Source organism: Caproiciproducens sp. LBM24188 (genome assembly GCF_054130445.1).
Genome location: NZ_CP196862.1, coordinates 1,048,265 through 1,066,464, shown reverse-complemented (window position 1 = coordinate 1,066,464; position 18,200 = coordinate 1,048,265). Strand labels below are relative to the sequence as shown.

24 protein-coding genes and 1 pseudogene are annotated in these 18,200 nt (G+C 45.4%); 7 read left to right on the top strand and 18 right to left on the bottom strand.

Going from position 1 to position 18,200, the window contains the following annotated elements:
* The first annotated feature begins 15 nt into the window (after positions 1 to 15).
* Positions 16 to 1,056, top strand: a complete 1,041-nt coding sequence (locus ACSVDI_RS05085; RefSeq protein WP_059031389.1) for an IS6 family transposase — start codon at positions 16 to 18, stop codon at positions 1,054 to 1,056.
* A gap of 54 nt (positions 1,057 to 1,110) precedes the next feature.
* Here the strand turns inward: ACSVDI_RS05085 and ACSVDI_RS05080 are convergent, their stop codons facing one another.
* The 12 genes from ACSVDI_RS05080 to ACSVDI_RS05025 all read right to left on the bottom strand — a co-directional run bounded on the left by ACSVDI_RS05080 (position 1,111) and on the right by ACSVDI_RS05025 (position 8,010).
* Positions 1,111 to 1,584 carry a phage tail tube protein gene (locus tag ACSVDI_RS05080; protein ID WP_457945244.1) on the bottom strand — a complete coding sequence of 158 codons (474 nt, stop codon included), beginning with the start codon at positions 1,582 to 1,584 and terminating at the stop codon, positions 1,111 to 1,113.
* Positions 1,585 to 1,597: 13 nt separating this feature from the next.
* Positions 1,598 to 2,644 carry a phage tail sheath subtilisin-like domain-containing protein gene (locus tag ACSVDI_RS05075; protein WP_457945243.1) on the bottom strand — a complete coding sequence of 349 codons (1,047 nt, stop codon included), beginning with the start codon at positions 2,642 to 2,644 and terminating at the stop codon, positions 1,598 to 1,600.
* 1 nt (position 2,645) lies between these two features.
* Positions 2,646 to 3,065, bottom strand: coding sequence for a phage tail terminator family protein (locus tag ACSVDI_RS05070; protein WP_457945242.1), 420 nt, complete (start codon positions 3,063 to 3,065; stop codon positions 2,646 to 2,648).
* Positions 3,055 to 3,492 carry an HK97 gp10 family phage protein gene (locus ACSVDI_RS05065; RefSeq protein ID WP_457945241.1) on the bottom strand — a complete coding sequence of 146 codons (438 nt, stop codon included), beginning with the start codon at positions 3,490 to 3,492 and terminating at the stop codon, positions 3,055 to 3,057. Before ACSVDI_RS05065 ends, ACSVDI_RS05070 begins: the two co-directional genes overlap by 11 nt.
* On the bottom strand, positions 3,489 to 3,815 hold the full coding sequence (locus ACSVDI_RS05060; RefSeq protein ID WP_457945240.1) for a hypothetical protein: 327 nt from the start codon (positions 3,813 to 3,815) through the stop codon (positions 3,489 to 3,491). Before ACSVDI_RS05060 ends, ACSVDI_RS05065 begins: the two co-directional genes overlap by 4 nt.
* Positions 3,816 to 3,823: 8 nt before the next feature.
* Positions 3,824 to 4,186, bottom strand: a complete 363-nt coding sequence (locus ACSVDI_RS05055) for a hypothetical protein (RefSeq protein ID WP_457945239.1) — start codon at positions 4,184 to 4,186, stop codon at positions 3,824 to 3,826.
* A complete protein-coding gene (locus tag ACSVDI_RS05050) occupies positions 4,167 to 4,355 on the bottom strand; it encodes a hypothetical protein (RefSeq protein WP_457945238.1) in 189 nt (62 codons plus the stop codon). Before ACSVDI_RS05050 ends, ACSVDI_RS05055 begins: the two co-directional genes overlap by 20 nt.
* A gap of 13 nt (positions 4,356 to 4,368) precedes the next feature.
* On the bottom strand, positions 4,369 to 5,307 hold the full coding sequence (locus ACSVDI_RS05045; protein WP_457945237.1) for a hypothetical protein: 939 nt from the start codon (positions 5,305 to 5,307) through the stop codon (positions 4,369 to 4,371).
* A 22-nt stretch (positions 5,308 to 5,329) separates the two neighbouring features.
* Positions 5,330 to 5,887 (bottom strand): phage scaffolding protein, encoded by a 558-nt coding sequence (locus ACSVDI_RS05040; RefSeq protein ID WP_457945236.1) that lies wholly within the window; start codon positions 5,885 to 5,887, stop codon positions 5,330 to 5,332.
* A 138-nt stretch (positions 5,888 to 6,025) separates the two neighbouring features.
* Positions 6,026 to 6,352 (bottom strand): DUF4406 domain-containing protein, encoded by a 327-nt coding sequence (locus ACSVDI_RS05035; RefSeq protein ID WP_457945235.1) that lies wholly within the window; start codon positions 6,350 to 6,352, stop codon positions 6,026 to 6,028.
* A 94-nt stretch (positions 6,353 to 6,446) separates the two neighbouring features.
* A complete protein-coding gene (locus tag ACSVDI_RS05030; RefSeq protein ID WP_457945234.1) occupies positions 6,447 to 6,725 on the bottom strand; it encodes a hypothetical protein in 279 nt (92 codons plus the stop codon).
* On the bottom strand, positions 6,715 to 8,010 hold the full coding sequence (locus ACSVDI_RS05025) for a minor capsid protein (RefSeq protein WP_457945233.1): 1,296 nt from the start codon (positions 8,008 to 8,010) through the stop codon (positions 6,715 to 6,717). The genes ACSVDI_RS05030 and ACSVDI_RS05025 overlap by 11 nt, the downstream gene beginning before the upstream one ends.
* Positions 8,011 to 8,065: 55 nt before the next feature.
* Between ACSVDI_RS05025 and ACSVDI_RS05020 the strand changes: the two genes are divergently transcribed.
* From ACSVDI_RS05020 to ACSVDI_RS05005, 4 genes are all read left to right on the top strand, one after another.
* Positions 8,066 to 9,253 (top strand): IS256 family transposase, encoded by a 1,188-nt coding sequence (locus ACSVDI_RS05020; RefSeq protein WP_135661204.1) that lies wholly within the window; start codon positions 8,066 to 8,068, stop codon positions 9,251 to 9,253.
* A 102-nt stretch (positions 9,254 to 9,355) separates the two neighbouring features.
* Positions 9,356 to 9,727 (top strand): S24 family peptidase, encoded by a 372-nt coding sequence (locus tag ACSVDI_RS05015; RefSeq protein WP_457945232.1) that lies wholly within the window; start codon positions 9,356 to 9,358, stop codon positions 9,725 to 9,727.
* 142 nt (positions 9,728 to 9,869) lie between these two features.
* Positions 9,870 to 10,976, top strand: coding sequence for a site-specific integrase (locus ACSVDI_RS05010; RefSeq protein WP_457945231.1), 1,107 nt, complete (start codon positions 9,870 to 9,872; stop codon positions 10,974 to 10,976).
* Positions 10,977 to 11,278: 302 nt separating this feature from the next.
* Positions 11,279 to 11,656, top strand: a complete 378-nt coding sequence (locus ACSVDI_RS05005) for a PH domain-containing protein (RefSeq protein WP_457945230.1) — start codon at positions 11,279 to 11,281, stop codon at positions 11,654 to 11,656.
* 549 nt (positions 11,657 to 12,205) lie between these two features.
* Here ACSVDI_RS05005 and ACSVDI_RS05000 read toward each other — a convergent pair.
* Entirely contained in the window at positions 12,206 to 12,745 is a 540-nt protein-coding gene (locus ACSVDI_RS05000; RefSeq protein ID WP_457945229.1) for a LemA family protein, read from the bottom strand.
* 228 nt (positions 12,746 to 12,973) lie between these two features.
* Here ACSVDI_RS05000 and ACSVDI_RS04995 point away from each other — a divergent pair, with 228 nt between their 5' ends.
* Complete coding sequence (locus ACSVDI_RS04995; protein ID WP_457945228.1) at positions 12,974 to 13,699, top strand: LytR/AlgR family response regulator transcription factor; 726 nt, start codon at positions 12,974 to 12,976, stop codon at positions 13,697 to 13,699.
* A 4-nt stretch (positions 13,700 to 13,703) separates the two neighbouring features.
* Positions 13,704 to 14,975, top strand: a complete 1,272-nt coding sequence (locus ACSVDI_RS04990; protein ID WP_457945227.1) for a sensor histidine kinase — start codon at positions 13,704 to 13,706, stop codon at positions 14,973 to 14,975.
* Positions 14,976 to 15,108: 133 nt separating this feature from the next.
* Here the strand turns inward: ACSVDI_RS04990 and ACSVDI_RS04985 are convergent, their stop codons facing one another.
* The 5 genes and pseudogenes from ACSVDI_RS04985 to ACSVDI_RS04965 all read right to left on the bottom strand — a co-directional run bounded on the left by ACSVDI_RS04985 (position 15,109) and on the right by ACSVDI_RS04965 (position 18,199).
* The gene (locus ACSVDI_RS04985) at positions 15,109 to 15,309 is read right to left on the bottom strand and encodes a DUF3006 domain-containing protein (protein ID WP_457945226.1); all 201 of its coding nucleotides are present in this window, start codon (positions 15,307 to 15,309) and stop codon (positions 15,109 to 15,111) included.
* 10 nt (positions 15,310 to 15,319) lie between these two features.
* Positions 15,320 to 16,735, bottom strand: a complete 1,416-nt coding sequence (locus ACSVDI_RS04980; RefSeq protein WP_457945225.1) for a ComEC/Rec2 family competence protein — start codon at positions 16,733 to 16,735, stop codon at positions 15,320 to 15,322.
* Between the two features lie 242 nt (positions 16,736 to 16,977).
* A pseudogene (locus tag ACSVDI_RS04975) lies at positions 16,978 to 17,382 on the bottom strand (cupin domain-containing protein); the annotation flags it as partial.
* A 243-nt stretch (positions 17,383 to 17,625) separates the two neighbouring features.
* Entirely contained in the window at positions 17,626 to 17,793 is a 168-nt protein-coding gene (locus ACSVDI_RS04970) for a hypothetical protein (protein WP_457945224.1), read from the bottom strand.
* A gap of 58 nt (positions 17,794 to 17,851) precedes the next feature.
* Positions 17,852 to 18,199, bottom strand: a complete 348-nt coding sequence (locus ACSVDI_RS04965; RefSeq protein ID WP_457945223.1) for a hypothetical protein — start codon at positions 18,197 to 18,199, stop codon at positions 17,852 to 17,854.
* Position 18,200 lies beyond the last annotated feature (1 nt).

Here is an 18,200-nt window from a genome sequence, read left to right as displayed (position 1 = left end):
AGGAGACGAGTCCTCATGACAAAATCATACCAGATTTGCTGTCCGAAATGCAACAACCATCAAAACTTTTATCGTTATGGCAAAGATAAATATGGAAACCAGAAATATCTTTGCCGTGTATGCGGGCATCAATTTGCGCCGGATGCCCATGCGGCTGACAAACCCGGAAGGCCGCGCGTGCGTCCTTATCCGACTTGCCCTGTCTGCGGAAAAGCCATGTTCCTTCACCATGACCACAAATACTACTCAAACTACCAATGCTGCGACAAGAAGTGCGGCCATTCCATTTTTGTGCCGAAACCGGCTGCCGTTACGGCACCTTCCATGTCGAAGCTGTCGGGGAAAACAGATTTCAAGCGGATGCGTTATCCAGTGCATGTTATCCTGACGGCACTGTCGATGTTTTATCTGGGAAAAAACTCTTTCCGTAATATTGCTTTGATTCTGCGTACTGTCATGAATATTCAGGTTTCCCACACTACTATCAGTAACTGGTGTACGAAATTCGCGCCTTTGTTTCAAAACATCGCGCTTGAACTGATGCCAACGCTCAATTTCAACTCCGACGAATGGCACGCGGACGAAACTGTAGTAAAAATCCGAGGCATGAAGTATTACCTCTGGTTAATTGTGGACAGCGAAACCCGCTTTGTTCTCAGCTTCCACCTTTCCAGGCACAGGGACAGCCCTCAGGCGTTTTCCTTACTAAATTCCGTTAAACATCTCGGTAAACCCGGAGCCATCGTCACCGACCGCTACAGTGCTTACAAAGTTCCTGTAAAAGCAGTGCTTGGCGTGAAACATATCCGGGTCCAGAGCTTCAGCGATGATATTACCAACAACCTGATCGAATGCTTTAACAAGCAATTCAAGGCGTGGTACAAAACCAAACAGGGATTTGCCTCGTTCGATTCCGCCAACAATCTTATCGCGGTTTTTCTCTTCTTTTACAATTTTGTCCGCCCTCATTCCGCTCTTGACGGTCTGACCCCGGCACAAGTTGCGGGCCTAAACCTTTCTGCCAGAAGCAAACGCAAGCTTTTCCTCGTCGCTTGAAGCAATTGGCTGATTTCCCTTCTTAATCTTTCATGTTTACTTTACAAAGCCGAATTAAAGATTTGCCGGATTGCCGAAACTCGACAAGATTTCAAAACTGTCAAAAGTGAAATCGGTATCGAACGTCACGCCATCGTCGCTGCTGTCGTCCAAAATCGAGCCAGGAAGTTTCGTAGGAATAACCCCGTAATAAGCAATTTCTTGCTTACCAACGGTAGACTGTTCGTCCTCCTGGAGTACCAGCATGGTAAACCCGGTAAAAGTACCATTTTTCAGGTACTTTTTCGCGTAGTTTATCATTTCGGAATTCATGTGAAACATCGTCATGGATCCGGTACCTTTCGCCCCGGTGACCTTATGCTGCGTCATACGATGGCCAAGCATGCGTTTTTCTGATACCGTCAGTTCAATATTCGCACTGAACTTCGAAAGTTCAAAAGCTTCGCGGTTGTGCCCGTCGATTGTAATATAGCCTTTCCCTTCGTGGCCGCTGACGGTATCACTGTACAGTGTTTTTGCTTCTTCCATCTATTTTCCCTCCTTATGACAGATTGACGGTCACGTAGACTTTTTCGATGCTGTCTACGGACTGTACACCGACCGTAACAACCACCTCATCGGAATCTTCTCCGGCTTCGACCGTTACGTCGTCAGCGCTGAAATTCTGAATTGCCTGCTTATTCTGCAGTTCGAGGAAATAGCCAACAAGCACTGTTTTGAACGCCGAGCGACCTTCTGCATTGTTGTTGAATTTACCCTCGTACTGCGATTCAAAGATAGTTGTGATGTCGTTGTTAATACCGGAAATAAGCCGGACAAACCGGTTCTTACGGTAGGATTTTGACTTTTCTGCTGTGTACGTAGTCAGGGAGTTGATGTCATACACCGCCGTCACATTCTGCTCGGAATCCACTTTGAAAATCCACTTACCAGCGGAAACAGCTTCCTCCATTTGCGTTTTCGTCATGCGGGGGATAACATCAATTGCCCCGTCGTACTGCGCTCCGGTGTTACTCTGATTGACCTTTGCGCCTGCCGTAACACCTGCAACCCACGCAGTCGTCTGCGCGTTCGTCAGTTCTGTGCCGTCGGAAAGTTTGACAGCGTGCGCACAGTTGATGATGCTTTCAGAATCAGCCGCAAAGTCGGCGAGTACCGCCTGAATATATCGCCCTTCGTCGTTTACCATCGATGTAACCCAAGTTTTAATTGTGTTCTGGTTTTCTGAATAGGTATCCGCCGGAAAGGGATAACACAGCACGTCGAAATCGACTGTTTTGAGAGCTTCAAGAGCGGCAGTAAGCGCTTCTGTCGTATGCTCCGTTCCAAGGTTATATACCTTGACCGTTTTGGCCTTTTTAAGCGCTTCTCCTGCCAAGAATTTATCTTCTGCTGTCGCTTTTTCGGGCCACTTTGAAGCATCCAACGCCGTAATCTCATAGATTTCTCCCACTACGCCGCAAGTCATTTCCTGCAACAGCGCCACAATTCCGCGGTCGCCCGGTGTAATGGACAGCGGCGCATTCGTTTGGAAGTTCATATAAATGCCCGGAAGAGCCTTATTTTGAGTTGTCCATGTACCTGCCATATTATTTCTCCTTTGCCGTATTTGTCATGGAATTCATGAGCGGGTCCATGACAACCGCCCGCTCTGAATACTTAATGTCGAATAGAAAATGCAGTACGTTATCCGTTATCCGCGCATTTTTGTTGATACAGCGAAACCGGCCGACCAAATTCATTCCGCGCAGGAGCATTTCCTGCATTGAGACGCAATCAGTGCGAATCGCCTTAATGTCAACCGACTTTGCGCCGGAAAAATACTGCACGTCGAACGAAAGCTTGCCGGTATAAGCGCCGCGCAACAGCCGCCCATAGTCCTGATCGATAACAGAGATAAGAAAAGAGGGCGTTTTGAAATTCTGCGGTTGATAATGGCGATAAACCATAGCAGAAGGATGCAGCACTTTTAACCGTGCTTCTATCGCCGTAATAATATCATCCGTCATGTTTCGCTTTCACCCTCTCTATCTCGGCGTTAAACTCTCGAATCATGGTCTTTTCCACAACGTTGTTGGCGCGCTCGAGAAAGTGCTTCCCCTCTACGTAGCCGACCGTTACACCTTTGCGGGTTACAATACGGTGGCCGTCATTCACATACGGCGCATAGTAGACGTTGTTCTCGAGCCCCTTTTGTATGCCTTTGCCGGCAGGCCGAGTAGGCGTTGTGTGCCAGCCTTTCCGCAGCGTGCCGCCCACTTTGCCGGAACCCTTGGGGTATTGTCCAACCGGAGTGTTTTTCTTGACGTCTTTCAACCCTTCGTTGACCGCAGACGTCAACACTTTCCGGTCGATTTGCGAAATGTCGCCGAGCATAGCTCGAAGCTCTTTTCGGTACCGGTCGATAACAGCGGCGTTCGCACTTACGTTACTCATGCCGTATCAGTCCTCGTCACGCAAAACTCTTGATTGTATGCATATGAGAATCCCTCTCCCACAGTGAGATTGACCTTATTACCGTTTCGTTGTGTGACCTCAATATAATCGCCAGATTGGATATCGACGTCCGGTGCGCAGAACAGTTTATTTGTGCTCTGCATCGTCGGGGCGGAATCCGTACCGACCGGCTGGACGGTTCCCATACTATAGTGACATTTTAGTCCGGCATACGTTGGAGTGTCCGGCAGGCTGCCGTCATCGTTGTAGCGGCAAATATCCATCGTGTCATGCCAGAGTCTTTCGAACAGGTTTGTCATCATCCATCACCTCAAAACAACGTTCGGAAACTGTTCATGATTCGGACGTTGTTCACGCTTAGGCTGTCGTAAAGCTGCGCCTGCGCGGTTTTCTTACTGCCGATTGATACAGTAGAATCACCCTCGTGGAGCTGCGTTACCGCGCCTGTGGTGAGCGCTGCGCTGTTGTTCATCAGCACGGTTGCAATCTCCACCCACGGATATTTCAGCACATCGGGCACTTCCTGAATGTTCTGCGGCAGCGTGCAGCATTCGAGCATAATTGATTTAGCCTCGTCAATGTAGGACTCAATCGCAGCGTCAGAAAAGCCGTCCGGTATGGTTGCCGGGCGGCTCTTAATTACTGCGAGGACGTCACTTGCCTGTACTGACATCTTTCTCACCGGCTTCCGGAACTGCCGGAGGCTCTTTTGCAGCACCTTTCTTCGACTTCTTCTCCGAGGTTGTAGGTGGAGTATAAACTTCAAACCCTTCCCCGGTATATTTCTGAACCTGTGAATCATCCACCAGCAGAATCATGCCCCTGCGTTTTACGTAAGTCATAGGTCAATCCTCCTTATTCCTGCGCGGTGGCCGCCGTGTGAATGTAGATTCCGGCAGTATCGTTGTCTGCTACAATCAGATCATGATGCAGACGATAGAAAATGTCGTATGCGTCCGCGCTCTGGTTGACATCCGGTGTAATGATTTTATCCGCATTCCGCTTAATCACAGCACGAAGAGCCGCCTTGCGGGCGTATACAAAGTTAATCGGCTTATTGCCGGTAATTGTCTTGTAGCCACCGGCGGTCTGTCCTGCGGTCTTGCCGTCGTTGAGCTGAATCAGGCTGTTGAACCTCGACTGAGGGACTTTGATAATCGGGGTAATGCCGTCCAGCATTTCAACACGGCGGTCGATGTTCGGATTTGCCTGACCGACGTCAATGCGTCGGGAAATCTTCGCGTCTGATTTCAGCATCTTGTAGACCGTATTGGTGACATAAAGGACACGTCCCTCTTCCGGAACTTCCTTTTCGTTCATCGTCGCCTCAGCCGCATCGAATAAATCGAGGATGCTGTCGGATGTTCCCAGGTCTTTCTCTACCACTGTTGCCAAACTGCCGTCGCGTTTCGCCGCGGCATAAATTTCAGCGAACCGCACGGCGTCAATTTCCGGAACTTCCTTTGTACGGACATACTCCGATGCGACACGGCGATACAAATCAAAAGCAACCTCGTCGTTATCGATTACGTCAATGCGAAATTTCCGGCCTCGGTCATACTGCAAGGTATGCTCTTCCCAGCTCACGCCGGCAGAGCCCTGTACATATCCGTTATCGCGGTCGTAGGTACCGGCACCATCCACGGATACCTTTGGCAACTTGACTTTGTTTGTCCCGACAAACTGCGTAGCCAGTGTGGAATCGTCCAAATCAGATGTTTTCGCGTTCTGAACATACAGCAGATCGAGAATCGGAATAAACTTCGTGACCTTTTCTGCAAAAGTGTTAGCCATAAACAAATAGCCTCCTTAAAGTTTAAGTCTTTGGCAGCGTGACGCCAGCTTCCGCCGCCCATTTTGCTAAATCATCCTGCGGTTTCGCAGGTTTCCCTCCTGCTGGCGGAGGGGGATTCTGTGACTGTGTTTCGCCGAACAGATACGACGCATCTTTTTTGAGAGCTTCAAGCTGCTCATTTAAGCCAAGAACATTCTCACCGTCCAGGGAAATTTTGCTTTCGTCTAACAGTGCGCGGACAGCTTTGGTATTTTTTGCTTTGGCGGCAAGCAAAGCTGTTTCAACCCGACTGTCGAGCATGATTTTTTTCAATTTACTGTCATACTCGGCCTTGGCGGTCTTGTTTGCTTCCTGCGCCTGTGAGAGCTGCGTTTTGAGCTGTTCATTGTCACCGGCAAGCTTTTCAAAACTCTTGATTTGCTTGTCCCGCTCGGCAATCTGTCCCTCAAGGGTTTTCTTAGCTTCGTTGGCGGCATTGAAATCCGCGCGGGAAACAAAGCCTTTTCCGATTTCATCGGAAACTTTTTTGTCAATGTCGTTGGTGTAGGCGTCGCCTAAAATTGTTTTTAACCATTCCAACATAATAACCTCCAACCCGCTATCCTTTTTATCCGGCCAGTCCCGGTATTGCGGTGCGCATTGTTTTGTCCCGCGCGCCACGGGTAAATTTGGTATTAAAAAACGCCCCTATTTGGAGCGCTTCATAATCAGCTTCGCTTATTTCTCGTAAATAATTTCAAGACCGTATGCGACCGCTGCATCATGTTCAATCTTGCAGCCCCGCGCTTTTTCCCAGCCTTTGCAGAAATAGGCCGCATGACAAAGGCTCATGTTTTCAAGAGATTTTGCCAAAAAACAAAGAGGAATCTGGACAACGCCGCGCGATTCCATCCGCTCTTTGCTGTACCATTCATCTGTAAAAAGAGTATTTACAATTTCATATCCTTTGGATTTTAGGACAGTAATTGCATTTTCTCTTGTTGCTTTGATTTCGTCTTCGGTTTTCCCTGCCATTGGCTGTGACAACATTGCTTTTTTACTCATTAAAAATTCTTCTTTCTTTAAAACGCCCTGCCGAATGGCGGGACGTTCAATAAACAGGTATAAAAATACCACCTTGCCGTTTCAGCAGGTGGTATCAGCTCAATGATTCAATAAACTTTTGAATTTTTTGATAATCAAAAGGTTTGGGTACCACGATGAAAGTTTCACTTTCCTGTTCATCGAACAAAAGTGAAAATTCTATGCCTTGATATTCATAGTCAATAATCGGTGTTTCGAATGTCATTGACTTTTTTATAAACTTCACGTTGGGTAAAGTTTTCAGCATGTTTTCAAGGTTGTCGAACTTAGACATATCCGAATCCGGAATGCGAAGTTGCACAACTTTGTCAAGCACCAAAATATCAACTTTCATCCTTTACACCTGCCTTTTTATCAAACGTTTTGTTCGATGTAGTAGATTTTTTAATAATCATCCGGTACACTTCATCCATTGTAGGAACCGTCCCATCGGGATCCGGTTTCGAGTATTTCTTTACATAATAATCAAACGGAAGATTCGGGTATTTCAGATCAAGTTGGCGCCTGACCTCTTGGTCTTTCATCAAATCGCGAGCCTGTGTCCGAAACTGATTCCGAAGTTCACTCGCCTGACGTGCCTGATTTTCCAGCGATTGAGATTTATCAACTAAATCCGGTATCTTTTTGTCCTGCGCTTTATACCAAAGTCGGGTTTCCAGATTACCAAGTTTGCCTTTTAAATTCTGGATTTCGTTGAAGTTTCTGGAATTTAGAACGCTCTGCTTACTCTCTTTCAGCCGCTTCCATTCTTCATGATTATTATACTTCAAATCTTGAAAATTAGCAAAGGTTTGCGGTAATTTTTCTTTGAAAATTACTTTATATTTTTGATACTGCTCAAAATCGGAAGCTTCGTTCTGCGCTTTCTTCCGTTCGATGTCTACCATACCCGCGCCGTATTTCTCGTCCTGCTGTGCTTTCCATTCGTCGTAGGTCTGTGCCGTGGTCGGAACGGCTTTACCCGTCACCGGGTCGCGGGAAATACGCGTACTGCTTAAATCGTTCAAATTCGGTATGTACGGCGCCGTAGTGCAGCGGCAATTCACATGAAACGACGGATGATTTTCACCCTCTACTGCTTTTTCCACCGGATAATGCTTTCCATCCTGCGGGGCACATATATCGCAAGTATCCCGATCCAGTGTAGCCACAACCTCGTATTCATCGATGCCGTCGTCGCGGTAGGCTTGCAACTGTGCCTGATTTACCGCATGAGCAGATTCGTTATACAGCAATCGGTATGCTTCATACTTTTTGCCTGTTCCGGTCACGTTTCCGTCTTTGTCTACCCGAATCGCGCCGATTGCTTTTTGAAGCTGATCGGCGAAGTCCTGCGGCGGCCGGCCGGTCACGAACATATTGTTCAGCACCTGCCGAATGTGAAACCCTGTGTCGATATCCTGCCGCCAGAGATGCTCCGAAATATCCATGCCGAATACCGGCTGCTCAATCACCTTCCGAATGGCTGACGTGGCGGGTTGAGAATACGGAAACCGGAACCCGGTGTACTGTTCAATGTCAAACAGAGTGTGGTAATACTCGGACGTATAAATATCCGTTGCTATGCCCTGATAGAGTACAATAAAGTTCGCAATTTCGAGAAGGTATAGAAAAGCCATTGGGACTCCTTTAAAATGAATGGTGTCAAGACATTCAAAGAAGGAGTTGGCCCCAATGACTCAAGGAAAGAATAACACAGATCTTACGGAATTGCTACTGAAATGTATGGCGGAGCCCGACCCGATGCTCAGTATGCTGGAATGGCTCTGCGCTCAACTGATGGAGGCGGAGGTTTCCGGCCTTGTGGGAGCGGAAAAGAATGCGCATAATCCGTCTCGAAGCGACTACCGCTGCGGATATCGTCCCCGGAGGCTGGATACTCGCGTAGGGACGATGTATCTCATGGTGCCAAAGCTGCGCAGCCATGGATATATCCCGTTCTTTGTCACGGAACGCAAACGCAGCGAGGCGGCGCTGGTACAGGTTATTCAGGAGGCATTCGTGCAGGGCGTGTCCACACGGAAGATGGAAAAGTTGGCTCACAGTCTGGGGATAGAGAACCTCTCCCGCAGTCAGGTCAGTGAGATGACAAAAGGGCTCAATGAACAGGTACAGGAATTTCGCAACCGTTCTCTGACGGATACTCGTTATCCTGTCATTTGGACGGATGCCCTGTACGAAAAAGTCCGTATGGATGGCCGTGTCGTCAGCATGGCGGTGATGGTTGTCTGCGGCGTCAACGAGCAAGGGCACAGGGACATTCTCGCCGTGGAGCCGATGCTGGACGAATCCAAAGAGAGCTATTCCCAGTTGTTTCAAAGTCTTTTGGATCGCGGCTTGAAAACACCGCTGCTGGTGGTTTCCGATGCGAACAAAGGGCTGATTGCCGCCATCCGAGAAAGTTTTCCCGGCGCATCCTGGCAACGCTGCAAAGTGCATTTCATGCGAAATATTCTGGCCCATATACCGCAGAAAGAAAAAGAATCCTTTGCGGTCCAACTGAAAGAAATCTGGCTGGCGCCTTCCGTCCAATTAGCGCGACAGCGCGCAAAACAGTTGTCGGAGCAATATGGGAAGCGGTTTCCCAAAGCAATCGAGCTTCTGGAAGACGGGCTGGAGGACTCACTGGCTTTCTATGCATTCCCCGAGCTTGATGCCCGTAAAATCTCATCGACCAATATGCTGGAACGGCTGAACAAGGAAATCCGGCGCAGAACCAACGTCGTCGGGATATTCCCAAACAAAGATTCCTATCTGCGGTTGGTTACAACATATCTCATGGAATACGCTGAAGACTGGTCCGTTTCCAGAGCATATTTGAATCCCAAATCGATTCAGACACTTCTGCTAAGCGCAGCTTAATTCATTTCGTGGAGTCCCCAAATTGCGAACTTCTCTTGACATAGCCCCCTTGAGTTTCATAAACAACAGGAACAAGCAAAAATTATTCCTTTGAGGGTTTCAATGCAATCTGCTTCCGCTGGTAAAGGGACTTATTTGGGACCAGAAGTATTTCAAACGGTATACGTATTAGATAATGATATGACACGGCATACCGCGTTTGCTGTTCCAGTGGCTGGCGATAGCATGGAGCCTAAATATCACGATGGCGATATTTTACTAATTGCTAATGAACCACTTGAAGTCGGTGACATCGGGCTATTTACAATGGACGGCTGCGGATATGTAAAAAAGCTTGGAAACAATGAACTAATATCACTTAATCATAAATACGAAGCAATTCCCATGAATGATTCTATCCGTTGCAACGGGAAAGTTATTGCGGTATTGAATCCAGAATGGATAAAAAATAAGCCTACACGCTACCCAGAATAGCGTGTAGGCTATAATAAAAAATTTGCCCGCTCCGTCTTGCATACGGAACGAGCGGCCACCATCAGCAGGGCTGACAGCGTACGTATAAACGCTATTATAGCGTACCAGTTCAGCCCTCCAAAATCAATAGGAGGGTATTTTTATGGCTAAAGCAAAGCAGTTACCAAGTGGAATGTGGCGCGCTCAAGTGTACGCCGGAAAGGACGCAAACGGAAGGCGAATATACAAATCGTTTACTGAAAGCACCGAACGCAAGGCAAATCTGGCAGCATTGGAATGGCAGGAAAGGTATAAAGAAATCGCTTCTGACAGTTCGAATTTAACAGTTGAACAGGCAATCGATGAATATATGCGTCTGAAAAGCAATCTTCTCTCGCCGTCTACTATTCGATTTTTAGATAATGCTAAGCGAAATCATCTAAAAAGCATACGTACCGTAAAGTTAAATAAGCTGACGCAAAATATAATTCAAAACGCAATTAATACAGAGGCAGAAAAAAATTCGCCAAAAACCGTTAAAAATATATACGGCATTTTAACGGTTATTTTGAGGCAATACAGATCCGATTGGGCGATTCCTAAAATTACATTGCCACAGCAAAAAAGGCCTGCAACTAAGGCGCTGAACAAACAGCAGATAGCTAAGTTGCTTTATAGTATCGATGGTGATATAATTGAGATACCGATTTTGCTTGCTTTGTGGTTAGGCTTGCGTCGGTCGGAAATACTCGCACTAAAGTGGGATAACATTGACTTCGAAAAAAATACAATTCGGATTGAAGAAGCTATGGTTCCGGACAAAGACCACAAAATGGTTGTTAAGAGCACAAAAACGACATACTCAACACGGACGCTAAACCTGCCGCCGTATATCGCCGAGAAGTTGAAGGAATTGCCAAAAGATGGGGATAGGATATTTAATATTAGTCCCGGACTTTTGAGCAAGCATTTCCCTAGACTGTGCCAAAATATTGGTATAGGGCGGTTTAAATTTCACGATCTCCGCCGGTCTATGGCAACCGTTGGCATTACCCTAAATATTGCGGACAAGCTCATTATGGCGCGCGGGGGATGGAATAATATACAAACTATGAAAAATATATATCAAGTGGTACTAGAGAATGATCTCAATGAAGCGGACATGCTAATCAATAGCTATTTTGAAAGCATATTGTTAAAGGTCAAAAATAGATCTAAAAGTGCAAAAAGCATGCAACACGAAATGCAACACAAAAGGCCCACAACATAGGTATATAGCCGGTTTTAGCGATTTCCAAGAGGGTTCAAGTCCTTCTGCCCCTGAAAGCCTAAAAACGCAGTATTGATGCGTTTTTAGGCTTTTTCATGTGATACATAGGCAGTTTTCAATTAATGATTCACCATAAAAATAAATTCATTTACAATCTGTGTCTTCCACTGGAAACAAGCAAAAAGAAAATCCCGCCTACTACTGAGAATAGCGGACGGGATACCAGCGGAAAATAACATTTTAGGATTTCACAGAAATATAATCTTACAGACCGATATTGTTAATAAAAAGGAGTGCTTTTCATGATTGATTTTTCGAATGCAAGATTTCTCAAGCTAAGACCGGTAGACCCAAGCACATTTCAGGCTCAGCTGCAGCCATTATTTGTTAACGGCGAAACGATTATTTCCGCGTTTCAGAGCGTTCGGGACTATGTTGTCTTTACAACAAAAAGAATTATTGCCGTAAATGTTCAAGGATTAACCGGAAAGAAAAAAGATTTCACTTCGCTCCCATACAGCAAAATTCAAGTATATTCGGTCGAAAGTGCAGGGGTGTTCGATCTTGATAGCGAATTAGAGCTGTGGTTCAGCGGGTTAGGAAAAGTGAAGTTCGAATTTGTAAGTCATGCTGACGTTCCGGCTATCTGCCGAAGCATTAGCGAGTTTGTCCTTTCTTGAAAAGTCCGCCTGCCCTGCTCCAACAAGTCAAGTAGTTCCCCATCAGCAGGACTGACCGTACGAATTATTACCGTTTTCCGTAGGCGGCAAAATGAAACACGGAAAAGCCAGGGTGGAAACGACATTTGTTTCCACCCTAGCTTTATTTAAAATTTGGGTTCATTTTTCTAATCTCCGCGATTTGGAGATAGCGGTGCAAATTCAATAATTATTCCGCCGGTCCTGGTCGTATGTACTTCTTTCGCCATTGCCGAAACCGGCCACATGGTGATAAGCATGCAAAGCGAAAGAAACAAGCTGAGTACGCGTTTGTTCATAAGGCTTATTCTTCCTTTAGCTAAGATAACAATTTCCCTTTTCCATAAATTCCTGTAACCTTTGAGCTTCTTCTTGCGTTGCAAAACGGATATTGGTTTTCTCACAGGAGGGGCGTTTCTCTACCTCCCCTGTCCGATAAAATAAAAAGCCGCAGTCTTCACAGGCATAAGTCATACGTTTTCCTCCCCCCTGTCCGTTATGAATTGTAGGCCGCATCGAATGATGAATCATTTATTTCATATTTGGCTTCGGCTCCTCCAGATACTCTTTTTGCCAAAAGCCTAACATCCCAGCGATTATGGAAACCGGGAACATTCGAATTTCTCGGTTCAGCTTTGTTACACTATCGTTGTAAATCAATCGGCTGCTGCGCAGCATATTTTCAAAAGCTTCCACTGCGTCCATTGTTTTCCTATAATTTGAGTTTGCCATTAATTCCGGGTATTGCTCTGTTACCACGGAAATCCTGCCCCATACTTTAGAAAAAACACTTTCCTGCTGCAGCACATCCGCTGGCGTAGAACGTGCTGTAATCATGCTTCTTCCGGATTTGATAGTTTCAACCAGTACCTCGCTTTCATACGGGGCATAGCCTTTTGTCACCTCCAAAAGGGCAGTCAAAGCATCAAAACGGTTTGAAAGCTGCAGCCCAATCTGACTCATGGCATTTCCGGTATTTTCATCCAGCATCACCAGTCTATGCTGCGTAAAGATGACCAAGAGAACAAAAATCGCAATCATTGCAAGGACAGCGATGAAAATTGGCAGCATCCTAACCTCCTTTTTGTTTTATGGGTTGACAAACATCACTTCGCCGCTGAGCCAATGCTGTGGCTTTGAATTTGGACTGTGATGATTTTGCCGCCCGTTTCATTTTCTGAGTTTAATCTATCAAAAAAGGACTTGAAAAAAAGATTAGCTGCACGAAATATGTTTTTTTTGCATGAATCATGGTTTTTAATTGCTAAGATATGTTAAACTTGGGATGGAGGAATGCTTATGCTGCAAATTGCGGTCTGTGATGACAATCTTGACGAGCTGTCCAATCTCGTACAACTTATCAATTTATACCGCGTATCAAAACAATTAAACTGTGAATATGCCGCCTTTCCAAACGGATTTGATTTGATTTCCGTATTAGAAAAAGGAAAGCGGTTTGATATATACTGCCTAGATATCATTATGCCGGGCTTTACGGGCATGGATGTTGCAAAGGAAATCCGTGCTTTTGATAAAACCGCGGCGATTGTGTTTTTTACCTCCTCGCCCGAATTTGCTTTGGAAAGCTATTCGGTGAAAGCCCTGAACTATGTATTAAAGCCGATATCCAAAGAAAAATTATTCTTAACCTTTGACGAGCTGCTGGAGCAAAGAAAGGTGGAGGAAAAAGACAATGCGATTATTGTAAAGAGCAGTGAGGGAATCCAAAAAATTCTGATTCTCAATTTGGTTTTTGCTGAGGTCATCGGCAGAAATGTGCTGTATCATCTGCTGTCCGGCAAGGTAATTGAATGCACAGAATCTTTTTCTTCCGTCTGCAGTCATCTTCTGGGGTATGGGTGCTTTGTCAAAACTCACCGCTCCTATATTGTGAATATGCAGTATGTAGATACCATTGAAAATCACCGGGTTACCCTGCAGACCAACGCGTCGGTTCCGGTTGCACAGGGCAAGGCGCGGGAGATTAAAAGACAGTACCTGGAGTATCAAATGGAGGAAAAGTAAACGAATGATCGAGACTATCATTGAATTCTCTCGTTATTTGGCTGCCCTGTTATTCGGTACGGCGGTAGCGGTTCGTTTCGCCGGAATCGGGCGCACAAAGAAAAATTACCTGGCGTTTGGGTGTTTTACCGCTGTTTTATTCGTTTTGCAAATCCTAAGTGTGCGTTTTTGGGGTATGGCCATGACCATCAAAATATATCCGCTGCTTTCCCATTTGCCTGTGGCTGTTTTTATTGTCGTGTACTTAAAGCGCCCGTGGCTGATTTCCATCGTCAGCGTATTTGCCTCTTTCCTGTGCTGCCAGCCTCCCCGTTGGATTGGCAGCGTTGCAGGCGGCGCTTTTCACAGCGCTTCGATCAACCACCTCAGCTATATTGCGGCGACCATTCTAATGTACTTTTACCTACAAAAATATGTGGTGAAACCCGTTCGGAATCTAATGGAACGCTCGGTTAAATCCTGCCATCTGTTTGGCATTGTGCCGGCATTTTACTATTTATTCGACCATGCTACTACGGTTTATACCGATCTTATGTACAGTGGGGCACGAGCAGTCGTACAATTTCTGCCTTTCGTAACATCGGCACTTTATTTCGTATTTATCCTTCTTTACGATATCGAAACGCAAAAACAGGCAGATATGCAAAAAGAGCATGATATTTTGGATACACAGCTGCGCCAGGCTCAGACCGAACTGGTTTCCCTGCGGGAGATGCAGCACAATGCGGCAGCCTATCGGCATGATATGCGCCACCACTTCGCGCTTTTGCAAAGTTTGGCCAATGAGGGCTGCCTAGAGGAAATCAAAGAATATCTGCAAACAGCCCAATCTGATATAGACGCCATTACACCCATTCGCTTTTGTGAAAATGAAACAATCAACCTAATTTTGTCCTCTTTCGCCTCCAAAGCAAAACAGTCCGGAATCCTTTTGACGGTCGATGCGAAGCTGCCGGACGCGGTTCCGTTTAGCGACACCGAACTTTGTTCCTTACTGTCAAACGCTTTGGAAAACGCCATACATGCCTGTAAAAACATAACGGGCAGCCAAAAGCGCTGCATTAAACTGCGTATGTACTCCAAAAATAAGAAGCTGTGCCTTGACATTCGCAACCGTTACCAGGCAGAACCGATCTTTCATCAGGGCCTTCCGGTATGCAACGAACCGGGGCATGGTTACGGCACAAAAAGTATGGTTCAGATTGTAGAAAAGCATGGCGGTATTTGCCAGTTCTTGGTTCAGGATGAATGGTTTATATTTCAAGCCACTACATAAAGTTATTTCCTGAGCAAAATAGATTTAGGAGCAGCTAAACAAAGGAATTTCTAGTAATGAAAAGTCCTTTCAATGATTTCGAAGAAGAAAAAAGGAACGCCAAGCGTGCTTGGCGTTCCTTTTTTGCAGGTGATTAATCCGCCCATACATCATCCATAAGCTTTTGGATGTGCTTTCTTCTTTTCTCTGTTTCTTCGTGATCCACCTGAACATTGAGGATGTCCCCTTCTTTGGCTTCCATAGGGATAGCAGACCGAGGGATATTCACAAATTGCTGATTTTCCAATTCTACAACGGCGAATTCGCCTTCAAAACGATCAATCGTATATTTCATACCTTACTCCTTATTCTGGGGGATGACAAATTCCACACGCAGTGTAGCCTTTCGCTTTTGCCTCTGCCAACGATATGGCATGTTTACTTTTCTTCAGCGTGCGGCAGGTGCTTAAATGATATTTTGATCCGGTATCTGCGATATAAACGGTTATGCCTTGATTGTTATTTGTGGAAGGCTTAGACGCGGCAGCTTTGAAACTGGCCGCAGAAGATTTTGACGACGCAGTCGGGGGCGCTTGTTGTTTTATCGTGGCAGACTTTTTATTTATGGTAATGGTTTTTGCGTCCGATGTGAAAATAATGGTACCGTCATTATCAGTTCGATAAATGGCAGCTCCAATATTTTGAAGCTTTGTCAGTGTTGCCGCAGTTGGGTGCCCATAAGAGTTTCCTTTTCCCACTTCAATGACAGCATATTTCGGACGAACTTTATTTAAAAAGGTTTGCGATGTGGATGTATTACTGCCGTGATGCCCTACTTTTAAAACATCTGCCGATACATCCGCGGAGATCTGTGCTTCCGAAGTACTTCCGGCATCCCCCATGAACAAAAACCGGTTTGCGCCATAGGTGACCTTAATAACTGCTGAATACTGGTTCAGGTCATCGCCTGTAATATTAACAGGGGCGATAATATCAATGTTCAGATTCCCGGCCTTGAGCAAGTTTTGTCCTGCCTTTGCGATATTCACCTGTAGTCCTTTGTTTTTTATGGCAGTCAGTAAACCTTCAAATGTTTTGGTGGTCGTGGATTTTTTCGGCATGTATATTTTGCCGATATTCAAACCATTGACTACGGTAGCCATACCGCCAATATGATCTGCATGTGGATGAGAAGCGATTAAATAGTCAATTTTGGTATGCCCCAGCCCTTTGATATAGCTGACGATTCCAGACCCATACTCAGCTTCACCTGCATCAATCAACATTGTTTGTCCGTTTGGCAACTCTAAAAATTCAGAGTCTCCTTGACCAACATCAATAAAATGCACTTTTAGCTTAGCTCCCACAGCGGGAACTGCTGGAATGGTTTGAGCGGTAGAGGACGATATTACGACCTGACTGCTGGATGAGGGAATAAACGAGGAAGATGGAATGACGGATGGTAGAGAGGTTTCAGAAGAAGATATGACGGCCGAACTTGGCAAAGAGGAAACAAGATTTGGATTCGGAGTCGTTGAGGTAGTCGGAACTGCAATGCCATAAAAAATAAACGGAAGAATGGCACTTATTATTTTAATCCATGCTTTATTGTGAAAATTAAATTTGTCCCATAATAGCTTGTTGACATATGGATTTAGTAAAACGGCAGGGATGATAAAAAAGATTGCGGCCCACGTGGTGGATAACAGGATAACAGTGATTAACAAAAAGGAAATGGATAGAATCCATAATATAATATTGGATATTTTATTTCGTATCATTATTTTACCCTTCTCTATTTCACGAGTAAACCAGTAAAGCCTTTTGCATACCGGCACGGCAAACGCCTAATTTTGGTATTAGTATGGTTGGATTTCCATCCATTATTTATACAATTCTCCTGCCAATTTTGAGTGTTGCGCCGAAGGTATTTTCAAAGTTCTTGTCGATGATGCACGGATATTTTGAGTTTCGTATCACAAAAAAAGCGCCTGTTCAAGAACAAGGCGCTGATCCCGGTAAATTATTCGGCTGCCATTGCATCCGCTTTTGTTTTGTGAACCGTTCCATGAGGATGCTGCGGCGGTGCATAAATTGAATACACCTTCAATGGTACATTTCCTGTATTAATTAAATTGTGCCAAGTTCCTGCCGGTACTACAATCGCATTGCTGGAGTTCACTTTTCTTTGAAAACTCAGGTTGTTTTGATCCATTCCCATCTTTACAAGCCCTTCCCCTTGTTCAATCCGGAGAAATTGGTCGACATTCTGATGTCTTTCCAAGCCGATATCATCGCCGACATTGATGCTCATTAAGGTGAGCTGCATATGTTTTCCCGTCCATAAAGCGGTACGGAATGTATCGTTCTCTTTGGTAACCCTTTCAATATTCACTACAATTGGCATTGGGCCGTAATCTTTTAATTCATTACTGTCAAAATCATGCGCATCCATTTTGTATGCACCTTTCTTACGGAATTTTGTTATTTACAATTTACATAATATGATGTGCGTTTAGAAAAGTGATGAAAAGAATAAAACGGCGGCCGTACCCGCTACGGCTGCCGTTTCTATTCCTTGAGGCATTTTATGGACAAAGATTGAACCAAATTTCCCCTGTTTTATTGTCGATAGAGCAAGAAAAAACCACCACAAATGTGGTGGTTCGCCTCAATTTTGATTGATAAAAAACTGTTTTAAAATTCCAGTTGCCATATAATCGGCCATCATCAATGCCTGATCTTCAATTACGTCATAAAGTGCTACATCTTTTGCATATTGGCCAGTTAATCGGTCGACCGCTTCTTCTTCGGTCACCCTCAAATGATCGCGCAGCATAAGAGTCCACTGAACTTTTGACCAATAGGGGTTAATACTGGCCAGAAAAGCGGCGATTTCATCCGCATTGGAATACCATTTTCTTCGTTCCTCGTTCGCGGTTTCCGTGTCCCCTGCTTTTGCGGCGTTGACCAGTTGCGCGGCAATCGTTCAGTTGTTTCGTCAATAAATCGCTGAACTGTTTTGCCCTTTCTTCTCCATAATACGGCAGAAGTGCCTTTGCAAAATCGGCCGGGTTGCGCAACAACCGGTTTGTAACCGGCTGCAAATCTCCCAGATCTGCCGCAGTACTAATAATAAACGAGCGGGTCCACATCACATGCTGGGTCCAGAGCTTCCGAAAAGTATTAAAGATGCCAATTGGAATTTTACAGTTCTCAATACGATTTGCTGTGCCTGAAGACATT